General features: G+C 38.1%; 12 protein-coding genes. 7 read left to right on the top strand and 5 right to left on the bottom strand.

The features are described 5' to 3' along the window. Positions 1-115 precede the first annotated feature (115 nt). The 4 genes from speA (at position 116) to nspC (ending at position 5,861) form a co-directional block, all read left to right on the top strand. Complete coding sequence (gene speA / locus N3I35_02130) at positions 116-2,035, top strand: biosynthetic arginine decarboxylase (protein MCX8128881.1); 1,920 nt, start codon at positions 116-118, stop codon at positions 2,033-2,035. Positions 2,036-2,320: 285 nt separating this feature from the next. Continuing rightward, a complete protein-coding gene (locus N3I35_02125; GenBank protein MCX8128880.1) occupies positions 2,321-3,202 on the top strand; it encodes a hypothetical protein in 882 nt (293 codons plus the stop codon). A gap of 309 nt (positions 3,203-3,511) precedes the next feature. Next, entirely contained in the window at positions 3,512-4,711 is a 1,200-nt protein-coding gene (locus N3I35_02120) for a saccharopine dehydrogenase family protein (GenBank protein MCX8128879.1), read from the top strand. A 10-nt stretch (positions 4,712-4,721) separates the two neighbouring features. Next, a complete protein-coding gene (nspC, locus tag N3I35_02115) occupies positions 4,722-5,861 on the top strand; it encodes a carboxynorspermidine decarboxylase (protein MCX8128878.1) in 1,140 nt (379 codons plus the stop codon). 68 nt (positions 5,862-5,929) lie between these two features. On the opposite strand, the gene N3I35_02110 is transcribed toward nspC, so the two are convergent. From N3I35_02110 to N3I35_02095, 4 genes are all read right to left on the bottom strand, one after another. Continuing rightward, a complete protein-coding gene (locus N3I35_02110) occupies positions 5,930-6,433 on the bottom strand; it encodes a restriction endonuclease (GenBank protein MCX8128877.1) in 504 nt (167 codons plus the stop codon). Positions 6,434-6,581: 148 nt separating this feature from the next. Further along, on the bottom strand, positions 6,582-7,247 hold the full coding sequence (locus N3I35_02105) for an NAD(P)H-dependent oxidoreductase (protein ID MCX8128876.1): 666 nt from the start codon (positions 7,245-7,247) through the stop codon (positions 6,582-6,584). Then, positions 7,228-7,779: an NAD(P)H-dependent oxidoreductase gene (locus N3I35_02100; GenBank protein MCX8128875.1), complete on the bottom strand. Its 552-nt coding sequence runs from the start codon at positions 7,777-7,779 to the stop codon at positions 7,228-7,230. The genes N3I35_02105 and N3I35_02100 overlap by 20 nt, the downstream gene beginning before the upstream one ends. Then, a complete protein-coding gene (locus tag N3I35_02095) occupies positions 7,742-8,383 on the bottom strand; it encodes a TetR family transcriptional regulator (GenBank protein MCX8128874.1) in 642 nt (213 codons plus the stop codon). Before N3I35_02095 ends, N3I35_02100 begins: the two co-directional genes overlap by 38 nt. Before the next feature lie 209 nt (positions 8,384-8,592). Between N3I35_02095 and N3I35_02090 the strand changes: the two genes are divergently transcribed. Together N3I35_02090 and N3I35_02085 are read left to right on the top strand one after the other, a co-directional pair. Beyond that, positions 8,593-9,153: a TetR/AcrR family transcriptional regulator gene (locus N3I35_02090; GenBank protein MCX8128873.1), complete on the top strand. Its 561-nt coding sequence runs from the start codon at positions 8,593-8,595 to the stop codon at positions 9,151-9,153. A gap of 52 nt (positions 9,154-9,205) precedes the next feature. Next, a complete protein-coding gene (locus N3I35_02085; GenBank protein MCX8128872.1) occupies positions 9,206-10,423 on the top strand; it encodes an aldo/keto reductase in 1,218 nt (405 codons plus the stop codon). A 156-nt stretch (positions 10,424-10,579) separates the two neighbouring features. On the opposite strand, the gene N3I35_02080 is transcribed toward N3I35_02085, so the two are convergent. Further along, entirely contained in the window at positions 10,580-11,779 is a 1,200-nt protein-coding gene (locus N3I35_02080) for a fibronectin type III domain-containing protein (protein ID MCX8128871.1), read from the bottom strand. 273 nt (positions 11,780-12,052) lie between these two features. Between N3I35_02080 and N3I35_02075 the strand changes: the two genes are divergently transcribed. Further along, positions 12,053-13,873 (top strand): beta-lactamase family protein, encoded by a 1,821-nt coding sequence (locus N3I35_02075; GenBank protein ID MCX8128870.1) that lies wholly within the window; start codon positions 12,053-12,055, stop codon positions 13,871-13,873. Positions 13,874-14,198 lie beyond the last annotated feature (325 nt).

Genomic DNA, 14,198 nt, shown 5'->3' with positions numbered 1-14,198 from the left:
AATAGATCGACAATCTGAAGAACCTGAAATTGTTTTATCAAATGAGGTTACTGAAAGAACCTGATTTTACATGGATTGAGTAGTGATTAATTGTCTGAATGAAAGGTAATGAATCATGAATAAAACAGAACTTTTGGGTAGATGGACAAAAGAAAAGTCCGAAGAGCTTTATGGTATTAAGAACTGGGGTGCCGGCTATTTTGCTATCTCCGACAAGGGAGAGGTCTTGGTAAACCCGTATAAGGACAATGACTCGGCTGCAATCAGTCTTATGGATATCATTTCCGGTGTCCGTGAGCGTGGACTTGACATGCCGGTATTGCTGCGTTTTGAAAATCTGCTGGATTCACAGATCTCCTTTCTTAACAACTCTTTTGGAGAGGCAATGAAAAAGCTGAATTACAAGGGAGAGTACCGTGGAGTATATCCTATTAAAGTAAATCAGCAGCAGCAGGTTGTTGAGGAAGTGACCAAATTTGGCCAGCGTTATCATCATGGGCTGGAAGTAGGCAGCAAAGCAGAGTTGGTTGCGGCACTATCTTTAATGAAAGATAAGGAAGCCTGCCTCATCTGCAATGGATATAAAGATGAAGAATTTATTGATTTGGGCCTTTATGCCGTAAAAATGGGTTTCAAATGTTTTTTTGTCATTGAAATTCCTGGAGAACTGGATATAGTATTGGAACGTTCACAAGCATTGGGAGTCAAGCCAAATATCGGAATCCGCATCAAGCTTTCTGCAAAAGCAGGGGGGCACTGGACGGAATCAGGCGGTGACCGCAGCATATTCGGTTTGAATGTCTCTCAGGTCATATCCATGGTGGATACCCTGAAAGAGAAGAATATGCTTGATTGTCTTAAACTGCTCCATTATCACCTTGGCTCACAGATACCCAATATCCGTGACATACGTTCAGCTGTACTTGAGGCAACCCGTGTGTATGCCGAACTGGTAAAAGAGGGCGCGCCGATGGGTTATCTGGATTTGGGTGGGGGTCTTGCAGTTGATTATGACGGCTCCAATACAAATTATTCGTACAGCCGTAATTATACTGTAGAGGAGTACTGTTCCGATATCGTAGAGGCGGTAATGTCTATTCTGGACCCGGGAGATGTACCCCATCCGGTGATAGTAACCGAGTCGGGACGCACAACGGTGGCTTATTATTCCGTATTGCTTTTTAACGTACTTGATATCGAAAAGTTTGAGGAATATGATATACCGGATAAGCTCGATGAGAATACCTCGGAGCAGATAAAAAACCTTTACGATGTAAATAAGAACCTTACACTTAAAAATATACAGGAATGTTATAACGATGCGCTTTACTACCGGGATGAGATACGTGATATGTTCAAGCATGGCAGGATAGGTCTCCGGGAACGTGCGTTTTCGGAAAAAATCTTCTGGAATACGATAAATCAGATAGCGAAGGAAAAGCAGAAGCTTAAAAATGCTCCACCCGATTTGGAAGATATAGAGATTGCCATTGCAGACATTTACTACTGTAATTTTTCTGTATTCCAGTCTATTCCGGACAGCTGGGCTATTGATCAGTTATTCCCCATAATGCCTTTGCACCGCTTGCTGGAATTGCCAAAGCGCAATGCTGTTATTGCAGATATTACCTGTGATTGTGACGGTAAGATTGACCGTTTCATAGACCTTCATGATGTGAGGACTACATTGCCTTTACACGAACTAAAAAATGGTGATGACTATTATCTTGGTGTTTTCCTTGTAGGTGCTTACCAGGAAACATTAGGTGACCTTCATAACCTGTTTGGGGACACAAATGTAGTCAGTGTAAGGGTCTATCCCGATGGGAACTATGATCTGGTAAAGGAAATCCATGGGGACAGTGTGGCAGATGTACTTTCTTACGTAGAATTTGACCCGAAGGACATGCTGGTCCGCTTCCGTGAAACAGCGGAAGAAGCCATACGTGACGGTCTGATCAGTGTGGGTGACAGGCGCGAAATAATGAAGGCATTTGATAATGGACTTCGTGGATATACTTATTATGAACGTTAGGTAAGAGCTAAACTAACTTAATTGAAAAACTTAGTATTTTGGCCTGAATCGGTTGATAACCTGATTCAGGTTTTTTTGTATGCCGGTGTCTGTAAAAGTAAGTCTCAAACCTGATTTATGCATTAACCAATTACATTATATGGTATTAATAAACAGCATTGACATAATAGTACAGATAATCTATCATTTTGTATGAATATTATACTTATGGTACGTACATATTTTACCCGGCTGTGCAGCGTTTGCTTTTAATATTGAAAGTGCTAAAAACAAGGGGAGGATGTTATGGACGGTAAAACTGCAAAAGGGATTACCCTTATGATTACTACGGTTTTAGTGTTACTGGTTGGAATAACAACTTATACAATAGACGAAAACCAGGGGGATGCAATATCGCATATAAACGATGAGAATGTTAACATACCGGAGCCTAAAAACAATAATGTACCCAGTTATGCTAAATGGGATGCCAGATTAGGTGCGTATATAAGCGAAGATGTATATTATGATGAAGAATCGAAGACATACAGAGATAAACCCAAATACGATAAGGATTACGACAAAAATGAGGCTTACCGCAATGAGAAGTGGCTGAAGGGTAATAAGGATTCTGATAAGAAATTATATAAGGCAATTGTAAATTGGAATAAAAACAGAACTTTAAGCCTTTCAGCATTTTACATAATTAAGGATGACCCGGTTTTCAAAGAAAACATATTAAGCCTTGGTTTTGATTATTTACCTGAGATGCTCGATTTGGCCTTTAATGACAGAGTTTGGAATCTTCCTATGCTTGCCGGGGTCGAGTGCATGACAGGGATTCAGTGCCTGCCGGAAAAGGAAACTCTTGACTCCTCAGAAAATAGGACTAACCTCTGGAAGGAAGAATTCAAAGAATACTTAGCTAACGCAAAAGACATGGTTAAGGATGAAAAAGATATTCAGAAGCTAGGAATGTTTGCATTGCCATATATATCTGATGAAATTGAAAACGGAGACACAAGAAATGTGAAACATCTGTCAAAGATATTATCGAAGTGCAGCGGTATAGAGAAGGAAAACTGGTCTGACAAAGAAACTGGAGACTGGAAAGAATGGATTAGTAAGAACGGTAAAAAAATCAGTACACTTAAGAGTATCATAAAATCATTTGGCGGAAAACAGTAAAGAACAATCACCACCGGGGTGTTCCTGGCGGTAATTGCTTTTATATAACGGAAATTTTAATAAACTGAACTGTGAAGGGAAACCTATATTGATAGTAAGTATAATAAAATAACCATTCCAGCATACTAAAAATTAACAGTAGTATGTGGGTGAAATACGGAGCTATTTGACGATTTTGTGAGATATCATCAAGAAAACCGGACCTCTTTCAAAAACAGGCTTAATTTTTGACAATTTTCTTGATTATTTGATTTACTTTATGTATAATCATCCTTGGTGAAACAGTTAAAGGAATTGGAGGTAATTGATATGGGAAAAGCTTTGATTATTGGTGCTGGTGGTGTAGCCAATGTTGTCGTTCATAAATGCTGCCAGAATCCAGAAGTTTTTGAAGAAATCTGTATAGCAAGCAGAACTGTAGAAAAATGCGAAGCTATGAAAAATAAATTGGCCGAAGGCCGTACAAAAATTCACACTGCTCAGCTTGATGCTGATAATACTGATATGGTTATTGAACTGATTAGGAGTTTCAAACCGGATATTGTAATTAATGTTGCTCTTCCATATCAGGACCTGTCAATTATGGATGCCTGCCTTGCAACAGGTGTTCATTATGTCGATACAGCCAATTATGAACCGCCCGATACGCCTAAATTTGAGTACAAATGGCAGTGGGCATACAGGGAAAAGTTTGAAAAGGCAGGTATAACGGCACTGCTTGGCAGCGGCTTTGACCCTGGTGTAACCGGTGTTTTTTGTGCATATGCACAGAAACACTACTTTGATGAAATACACACTATTGATATTGTTGATGCAAACGCCGGCGATCACGGATATCCCTTCGCAACTAATTTTAACCCTGAAATCAATATCCGTGAAATAACAGCAAAGGGCAGATACTATGAAAATGGCAATTGGATAGAAACTGAGCCTCTCTCTGTTAAAAAAGTGTATGACCTTCCGGAGATTGGACCAAAGAATATATATCTTTTATATCACGAAGAACTAGAATCTCTGGCGGTCAATATAAAAGGAATTAAGAAAATAAGATTCTGGATGACTTTCTCGGATAATTACCTGAATCATCTGCGTGTACTGGAAAATGTCGGAATGACTTCCATTGAGCCTGTAGAGTATGAAGGTAAGCAGATAATACCTCTGCAGTTTTTAAAGGCTGTTCTTCCGGATCCTGCTTCACTTGGGCCAAGAACAAAGGGAAAAACAAATATAGGCTGCATTATTCAGGGTATAAAAGACGGAAAGCCCAAAACCTATTATGTATATAACGTATGTGTTCATGAGGAGTGTTACGCAGAGGTGGGATCGCAGGCAATTTCCTATACAACGGGAGTTCCTGCTATGATAGGTGCTATGATGATTATGAAAGGTATCTGGAAAAAGCCAGGGGTTTACAATGTAGAAGAATTTGACCCGGATCCGTTTATGGAAGCCCTAAACAAATACGGATTACCATGGCAGGAGGATTTTGCGCCAACTCTACTGGATTGAGGTATAAACAATGAACATTGATATTAATAAGTTACCATCACCATGCTATATTGTTGATGAAAGACTTCTTGTAAAGAATCTTGAAATACTACATTCTGTACAGCAACGTACAGGATGTAGTATTCTTCTTGCCCAAAAAGGATTTTCAATGTTTTCCGTATATCCTTTAGTAGGCAGATATTTAAAGGGTGTAACATCAAGTTCGTTATTTGAAGCCAGACTAGGATATGAAAAAATGGGAAAAGAAGTACATGTCTATGCACCGGCTTATATAGATGAGGAATTTGATGAACTCCTTAAGTATAGTGATCACATTGTTTTTAACTCTTTTGAACAATGGAATAAATTTAAGGAGAAAGTCAAAAGTGTAGATACAAAAAAGATAGAATGCGGTATTCGTGTAAATCCTGAATATTCTGAGATCGAGACTCCAATTTACAATCCCTGTTATAAATTTTCAAGACTTGGGGTAACTCTGACAAATTTCAGGCCTGAAGAGCTTGACGGTATTGATGGACTTCATTTCCATACGATGTGTGAGCAAAATTCAGATACCCTTGAGCGTACTGTCAAAGTAGTTGATGAGAAATTCGGGGAATATATCAAAAAAATGAAGTGGCTCAATTTAGGCGGAGGACACCATATTACCAGACCAGATTATGATATTGAGACCCTTATCAGGTCAATTATGTTTTTTAAGGATAAATACGGGGTGGAAATATACCTGGAACCCGGCGAGGCTATCGCTTTAAATACCGGGTTTCTTGTTTCCACAGTTCTGGATATCGTAGATAATGGTATGAAAATCGCTATCCTGGATGCTTCAGCTGCTTGCCATATGCCTGATGTGCTTGAGATGCCCTACAGACCAAATATTATTGATGCAGGTAAACCTGATGAATATCCTTATACCTACAGGTTCGGTGGAAATACCTGTCTTGCAGGAGATATTATCGGGGACTATTCCTTCAAACAACCTTTAAAAATCGGCGACAGACTTGTGTTCTGCGATATGGCACACTATACAATGGTTAAGAACAACATGTTCAATGGCGTTAATCTTCCTTCAATAGCGCTTTACAGCGAAACAGAAGGGGTTAGGATAGTAAGAAAGTTCGGTTATGAGGATTTTGCGACAAGGCTATCCTGATAGACAATAGTTTGGTGTGACATGCTTTATAAAAATTACGTGTAGTGCTTACCGGCACTACGCGTAATTTAACCCTTACTGGTTTCCAGCATATCTTTTCTCTTCTGTACTTCCTTGAACATTTCAAGAAGCTGCTCGCCGTTTATACATTCTATTACATTTTTATGGCAAAACAGTCGGGTACTTTGCTTAAAATCTCCCAGGCTTATAATCATTCCTCTGTATATTGAATTAGACTGCATACATTTTGTTAGTTTCATAGCAGTTTCGACGTCTACGAGTTGACTTCTTGCATGTTTCCATATTTCAACAAATTGGATGTCGTTCAATATCAGGCCTCGTCCTTCTTCTCCACACTTATCCGTGACACTGACATTATAGCCCTTCCTTCTAAACACCTCGGCTGTTACGTTCAAAAAATCCTTAAAACGTATATAAACCAGATCTTCCACTGTGCTGATATCTTCAAGGATAGCATTAATTTTAACCTTGTAAAAAAAGCTCCGGATTATAACCATACATCCATGAATCAGCATAAATACAACAAGCAGAAACAGGAATAAAAATAGCATATTATCACCTGCATTTATTTTGCTGCTAAAACGTAATTAAATACATAAAGTATCTCTAATACTATTGTATATGTAAGACCAATTTATGACAATAAAAATCCGGATATATCAGACAGTGAGGTAGTGGAAATAATTATATCGCAACAGGTTAGTTTATATAGGGTTTGGCAAAACGGGCTTTATAGGCACCGTTCTTTTTTAGCATTCCGTTCCAGTAGAAATTCGAGATCCCGATTTTAGCCAGTATTTTATAAATAAGAATTGATGTTTTGGATAACCTCTCAGGCTTTGCCAGTTCACTTACGATCTGTGTATCAAAAACACTTTCTCTAAGCAATTTATCACCTAGTCCACTAAACAGTTTTCTTTTTTTCTTAGTCATAGATTCCGGCATGATCCTTATCCCTTCGCTGCCTCCCATTATGACTGTCCCGATATAGCCGGTACCCAGTTCTCCTGCAAGCCATACCAGATACTTTTCCAAACACCTTGAATGAATAGCTTCCGGAAACCCGGAATGAACGATGAACCCCAGTTTTTTTTCCTTCAATGCACCTGAGAAGGGCTGGAGCTTTTCTATAAATGCTTTAACTATACCAGGCATACAATCGAAGTATAGAGGGAATACAAACAGGATGATATCTGAGTCTTGAGCTATCTTTGCTTGATTTTCATGATTCTCCGGCTTGTTCAGGTAAACTACTTCAGTTGTTACATCCGGGAAATCGCATGAGTTTTCCAATAGCCATTTTGCAATAATGGCGGAATTACTGTTCTTTCCCCTTGGGGAGCCGTTAAACACGGTTAATTTCATTTTCCAACACCTCCACATTTCCAGCCGATATACAAGTAAATGCAAGCTCAGATCTCATGTTGACAGATATTCTTTTGTAAATATCCGTAATTATGCTTAAATCACTCAGAGCATTTGTTTTATCATCAAGTAACATAAGTCCTAATTTGGGATATCTGTCATATCTTTCCTTGTGATGGCATTCATTTTCATAAATACCGATATAGGGATGGAGCAAGGGAAGGAGCTTATCAGTTGCTTTTTTGAGGTATGAACTGCTAAAACCCATAAGGATAGGTGATATGAACACAGTCAGGTCTGAATTGATTATACTTCTTAGAATCTTGGGCATTTCATCCTTTTGTGTACACTCTCCGGGGGTCTTAACCCAGCAGTTCCAGCAGCCGCAGCAGTAATTGATATTTATTTTGCGTAGTGTAAAGCATTCGCAGCTAAATTTTCTCTGGTTCCTTTCATTTATCTTTTCCAGTGCATCTTCAAAGTTTATATATTTTTCATCTGTAATTCCATTCAGAATAGTTATTTTTTTCAATTCTACACCCCTCCTCTAAAGCATTTGTAAGTTTTTCAAGAAGGCCCTTCCTATAAGCTGTAATCTCTATAACATCAGCGCCCATTTCACTCAGCGTATTTATAAAGTATTCCAGAGAATCTTCTTCAAGCATTCCGGCACACAGGAATGAAGCAATACCATGTGTAAAAATGCACATTTTCTCTAGAATATGCTTTAAATCCTGCTCATCAAACAAACTGAGAATTTTCAGTTTTTTCATCTGCTCAAGGTTCTTTTTATTAAATTCATCAAGAATATATTGATGATCATTACTACTAATAAAGAGTGTTTTGTAAATAATCTTATAATTTTTTGCAAACTCCAGCATTCCAACTCCGATATTCAGGAAAGCATCTTTTGTATACTCTTTTTCTGTATAATTTAAAAGGATAGCAAGAGATTTTTCAAGCAGGTGTTTTTTTATTTCTTCAATGTTTTTGAAGCTTGTGTAGATCGGAGCAGTTGAACTGTTTAGTTTTGCTGCTAGTTTTCTGACCGATACACTCTCTAAGCCTTCTTCCTTGAAAATTTCAAAAGCTTCATCGGTTATTTGTTCTTTGGTGAATATTATTCTCGGTGGCATTTTTTCTCCTTACAAAAATAATAATAAAATAACATATGTTATATAACATATGTTATTTTATTATTATTACGATATAATGTCAAGTAGATAAAATTATTTTCCTATCGTTTTTCCTCACAATATTGTACAATAATATTATTGGGATATACTTCAAATATTATATTGACTAATCAGTCGAAATAATTTAAAATATAATTGGTGATTATGTAATGAATAAGAAGGATCAGATTTATGAAGCAGCCATTAAGCTTTTCAATAAAAATGGATTTGACAAAACGCCTACTTCACAAATAGCAAAGGAAGCAGGTGTAGCCATTGGAACGCTCTTTCATTATTTTAAAACAAAGGAAGAACTGATCAACAGTTTGTACCTGAAGTGCAAAGAATCCATGATAAACAGGACAATTTCCGGTGTAAACGAGGAAAAAACCTATATAAGAAAAGTAAAACGCATATATGTGAACTTTCTGGAATGGGGTATGGAATTTACCGATGAATTCCTGTTTTTTCAGCAATTCAGCAGTTCAGTCCACATATATGATGCCACCAGGACTGAAGGCAAGAGTAAGTTTGAGGTATTGATGGATATTTTCAGAGAAGGTATGGAGGCGGAAATCATAAAGAAGGTTCCAGAGAATTATCTGCTGAGCATTACTTCCGCCATGATGATGTCCAATATTAATTATTTCATTAACAATAGGGAGCTGTTGGAAGACAAAGATTTTGTTGAAGAAACCTTCAGTTTCCTCTGGAAAAGCATTAAGAATTAATTTTTTTATAAATAGTAGACTGACTAGTCGATATAGACTGAAGGGGGATTTTATGTTATACCGTGAAATGGGGAAAACAGGGGATAAGTTATCCATACTCGGGTTTGGCTGCATGCGTTATCCTCAAAAGAATGGGAGAATTGATGAAGAACGCACAGAAAGACAAATTATCCAGGCTATTGAGCAGGGTGTAAATTACTTTGATACAGCATATGTCTATCATGCAGGGAAGAGTGAAACTATACTCGGTAAGGTATTGTCAAAGGGATACAGGGATAGGGTTAAAATAGCTACAAAGCTTCCGCCTTATCTTGTGCATTCTCAAAAAGATATGGATTCTATACTGGAGAATCAGTTAAGAAAGCTTCAAACTGATCGCATTGACTATTATCTTGTCCATGCCCTGAATGATATAGCCGGCTGGAACAGATTGAAAGAACTGGGTATAGTCGAGTTTTTCGCGAAGGCTAAAAAGGATGGAAGATTGGTATATGTAGGTTTTTCATATCATGGGGATAAGGAAGATTTTAAAAAGATAGTGGATGATTACCCGTGGGATTTCTGTCAGATACAGTATAATTATATTGATGAAAATGTCCAGGCAGGGAAGGAAGGACTTGAATACGCCGCTTCAAAGGGCCTGGGGGTTATTATTATGGAACCTCTCAGGGGTGGTTCTCTTGTAGGGAGGATGCCTGAGGAAATTAAAAAAATATGGAGCAGTGCTTCAGTTCAAAGAACTCCGGCTGAATGGGCCTTGCGCTGGATATGGAATCATCCACAGGCAGCAGTCGTACTTTCGGGGATGAATGAAGAGAGCCATATTGAGGAAAATATCAGGATAGCAGGAGAAGCGTATGCCGGTTCACTGACTGATGAAGAGCTTATGTTGTACGGGAAAGTGAAACAGGAATACAGCAGACTTATGAGAGTAGGCTGTACGGGATGCGGTTATTGTATGCCCTGCCCTGCAGGAGTTGATATCCCTCTATGCTTTAATTATTACAACAGCAAGCATCTTTTTAAGGAAAAACACTCCAATTTTCAGTATATGGCGTTTACAAGCGGTTTGTCAGGAGGTAAGCCATCTAATGCATCTTTATGCATAAACTGTGGAAAGTGTGAAAAGGCTTGCCCACAGCACATAGAAATCAGACAAAAGCTTAAAGAGCTCTCAAAAGATATGGAAAAACCGGTGATGAAGCCGGTACTTTGGATTTTAAGAAAATATCTGGCTATACGTAATAAACTAGCTAGAAGGAAAACCTGACAAGAGCGTGTCAGGGTGGAGTTTTCAAGGAAATAATATAAATTTCTGATAGATGTTTATTAATAAATAAAAACAGCTTAATAAGTTACCTTTCATATCTCTCCTGAGAGTGGATGGTAGCTTTTTTCTATATTATGTGAATGCATATTTCTTCAGCTATACTATTATTATGCCTATAGTTTTACTGTTTTCTGAAAGGTTTCCTGATATGTCATATGCTTTTATATAAAAAACGGCTATGGACAAGTTGCCCAATCCTTTCACGGTATAGGAGGTTCTGATTGTTTCTGCGATTTTAATGCCGTTACAGTAAACATAATATCCTTTAACTTTGGTATTATCATTGGAAGCTTTCCACTTAAGGGAAACAGAAGATTTGCTGATGGAACCGGTCTTGAATCCGTCTGGTGCTTTAGGTGGCTCTGTATCTGCTTTTGTCAGGACGTGGAGTTTTGGGCTTTCAGTTGAAATATTGCCGGAAGTATCCAATGCCCTTACAGTATATGTATAACTTCTACCTGGAATCAGGTTTTTGCTGGTATAGGATGTCTTGGTAGTTGATCCTTTCTTTATGCCATCACAAAAAATTTCATAGCTCTTAACCTTTACATTCTCAGAAGAGGAGTTCCAGACCAGATTCACTTCCGTATATGAAACTTCGGCAGCTTTCAGTCCGCCTGGCATTGATGGAGCTGTTGTATCGGGCAATGTACCTGATAAACAGGTATTACTGCTTAGAGAGTAGTTACCCGCTATATCCAATGCTTTTACTGTAAAAGTATATGTAGTGCCAGGAAGGAGTTTTTTGCAAACGTAGCTGGTAGCTGAAGTTAGCGCCGTCTTTTTGCCGTTGCAAAACACCTCATAGCCTTTAATACCTGTATTATCCGTTGATGAAGCCCAGGACAGCGCTATAGTAGTACAGGTCGGAGAATTTGCAGCCAGTGTGTGAGGACTTGCCGGGGGCTGTAAATCTTTATTTGTGGTAACATGCAAAACAGCACTGCTTACTGATATGTTTCCGGAAGAATCATAAGCCTTAATGGTATATGTATAATTTCTTCCCGGGACCAGACACATATTTGTATAGCATGTCTTTGAGACTGTCACTATCCGCTTGCCGTCTCTGTAGACTTCATATCCCTTTACTTCATTGTTATCAGTTGAAGCTGTCCATGAAAAAGAAACCGATGTGCAGGTTTTGTTTGTGACTGTAAGTTTTTTTGGCGCAGATGGAGCCATGGAATCTGCCGCTCTAAATGCAGAAGAAGCCTGTGCTTCAGCAGTCTGTAGTAATATGGCACAAATCAATAAGAAGATAACTCCTGTCTTCAAAAACGACCATGCTGTTTTCATAATGCACCTCCGGAAGATATACTTTATCGATATTTATCTGACATAATAATTAATGTTGTATACATATAGTACCATTATATTACAAATAGTGTCAAGAACGTTTGTTCGTATTTATTGTATAAACATGTTATTTTTTTATTTAGCATAGTATTATTAATAATATTTTAAGAATTTAATAAAGAATTTTTAAGAGAAAACAGATTTTCCTTAAGTTTTATAGTGTAGATTAATAACTGAACCATGGTTGATTAAGGAAGAATGGAGAATCTGAATATGAAAAAGTATTTATCATTATTGATATCCGTATTGGTGATCTGCTTCTCATCAAGCACATTGAATGCATTGACATCAAAAATTACAGACAGGGATATATCCGACTATATCGATGCAGAAATATCCAAACTGATAGACAATAAATCAACAAAGGGTGCAATTGTTTCAATTGTGAAGGGCGGTAAAGTAATCTTATGTAAAGGATATGGCTACGCCGATGAGAAGAATGGCATACGTTCAGATGGGAGAACCACGGCATTCAGAATTGGGTCTGTTTCAAAAACCTTTGTTTCTTTAGCCATAATGCAGCTGGTGGAGCAGGGTATGCTGGATATGGATGAACCGGTAACCAAATACCTGGAATCTGATTTTCCTGGGTTCAAATATCCTATAACCATGAGAAACCTGCTGACTCATACTGCGGGCTTTGAAGAAATGATTTCGGGATTGGAGGTTGAAACAGCTGAAGAAGTGAAGCCTTTAAGGGAATTTGTCAGAAACTGCAGGCCTAATCAGTTTTTCAAACCTGGAGAGGTTTCGGCATATTCAAATTACGGCATATCACTCGCGGGCTATGTGATAGAAAGGTTGGCGGGAAAACCATTTTATGACTATGCTGAAGAGAAAATATTCAAGCCTTTAAGTATGAACAATACAACCTATAAACTGATCAGAAAAGCATTTGTTTCAAAAGCTTACGGCCCTTTAGGAACTGAACATATTGACGGAGAAGCAAATGATTATCCTTCAGCCTCTGCAACTGCTACAGCACAGGACATGGCGGCATATATGAACTTTCTGCTGAGTGATATTGACTCTGCAATTATTAAAAACAAGTGGAAGCTGGAAATGTTTCGTCAACAGTACACAATGGATAAGGAGTTGCCCGGTTATGGGTATGTGTGGCCAAGGTTTGATTTGAACGGGCATATTTTTTATTCGCATAGCGGTGCTTCGAGCAATTTCATATCAAATATAGGAATATTTCCCGACCACAACCTGGGGATATTCATCTCATGCAATCAAATGAGCAATTTTGGGCTGGAGGATATTGTTCATTCATTGGCAGAGAGGTTATACGGGGTAAAAAAAGAAAAAGAGGCTTATACGGGTGGAAAAGATATAAGAGATATAAGCGGTTACTATATGAAAGCCAGACATGCATTTAAGAGTCCGGATAAATTTACAAACTTTTTCTTCGGAGTGCCTGTTCACATAACCGGAAATACAAAGGATGGGTTCATGCTGAATGGAGAGAAACTTATGCCTGTAGGCGAGGATTATTATAGCGGAAAAAAGTTCGGGTCTGTAAAATTCATCGAAAAAGAAGGTAAATTATACTTTTCACTTGAAAGATATCCTGAATCTTTTTTTCGTGTGCCATGGTATGAGGGAATAGAATGGCAGCTGTTTGCAGTTGTTTTTTTTGTGATTACTGCTTTTGTAGGGTTTGTGGTATCGGTTATTGAGCTTTTGGCGGCAATAAGGTATAAGAGAGGCAAGAGAAGTATATTTATTCATATTCCGTATATTGCTGTGTTCGCTGTATTTGCATCAATGGTAACAAGGTTTGTGCTGCATATGCAGTATTTGACTGAGACTTTCGGCGGTATCAATTCTCCCGCCGGTATGGAGCAAGTCGTATCTTGGTTCAGAGCTGGCGCATTTACTATAGCTGTGTTTGGCATACTAGGGTTATTGTCGGCGGTATACTTCTGGATAAGGAAGCGAAGCTTGTTTATCCGTGTTTTTTATACTATATGGAGTATTGCGACCACTATATTTATATCATGGCTGATTCAGCTAAATCTTATAGGATGAGTACAGATACTAGATTACATGGGGTTTGAAAATTTCACAACCCTTGAGGTTTTATTGACTAGGATAACTTAGTTTATCATGTTTGTAATCGTTATTGTATTTGTCAGGTAGGCATTTGCAGAATAATACAAATCTTTCCTGGACATTATAAGGAGAAAAAAAACACCCCGGCAGCATTGCCGGGGCATTTTAGGGGGTCAAAATGTATTTTGTGAGGTCATTTATAGTCTTGCCGCATATCCTGAGATATATACATTAATAATGAAAAAAATATTTATTACATATTTAGTTGTGATAATGCTTGTCTGTAAATTAATCTGGCAAA

The organism is Clostridia bacterium, from assembly GCA_026414765.1.
Classification (GTDB): domain Bacteria; phylum Bacillota; class Clostridia; order Acetivibrionales; family DSM-27016; genus SKW86.
This window is presented reverse-complemented; position numbering and strand designations above follow the sequence as displayed.

What these genes read in the sequence shown, in the direction of transcription:
- speA (MCX8128881.1), top strand. Translation starts at nt 116, where the DNA reads ATGAATAAAACAGAACTTTTGGGTAGATGGACAAAAGAAAAGTCCGAA.
- N3I35_02125 (MCX8128880.1), top strand. Translation starts at nt 2,321, where the DNA reads ATGGACGGTAAAACTGCAAAAGGGATTACCCTTATGATTACTACGGTT.
- N3I35_02120 (MCX8128879.1), top strand. Translation starts at nt 3,512, where the DNA reads ATGGGAAAAGCTTTGATTATTGGTGCTGGTGGTGTAGCCAATGTTGTC.
- nspC (MCX8128878.1), top strand. Translation starts at nt 4,722, where the DNA reads ATGAACATTGATATTAATAAGTTACCATCACCATGCTATATTGTTGAT.
- N3I35_02110 (MCX8128877.1), bottom strand. Translation starts at nt 6,433, where the DNA reads ATGCTATTTTTATTCCTGTTTCTGCTTGTTGTATTTATGCTGATTCAT.
- N3I35_02105 (MCX8128876.1), bottom strand. Translation starts at nt 7,247, where the DNA reads ATGAAATTAACCGTGTTTAACGGCTCCCCAAGGGGAAAGAACAGTAAT.
- N3I35_02095 (MCX8128874.1), bottom strand. Translation starts at nt 8,383, where the DNA reads ATGCCACCGAGAATAATATTCACCAAAGAACAAATAACCGATGAAGCT.
- N3I35_02090 (MCX8128873.1), top strand. Translation starts at nt 8,593, where the DNA reads ATGAATAAGAAGGATCAGATTTATGAAGCAGCCATTAAGCTTTTCAAT.
- N3I35_02085 (MCX8128872.1), top strand. Translation starts at nt 9,206, where the DNA reads ATGTTATACCGTGAAATGGGGAAAACAGGGGATAAGTTATCCATACTC.
- N3I35_02080 (MCX8128871.1), bottom strand. Translation starts at nt 11,779, where the DNA reads ATGAAAACAGCATGGTCGTTTTTGAAGACAGGAGTTATCTTCTTATTG.
- N3I35_02075 (MCX8128870.1), top strand. Translation starts at nt 12,053, where the DNA reads ATGAAAAAGTATTTATCATTATTGATATCCGTATTGGTGATCTGCTTC.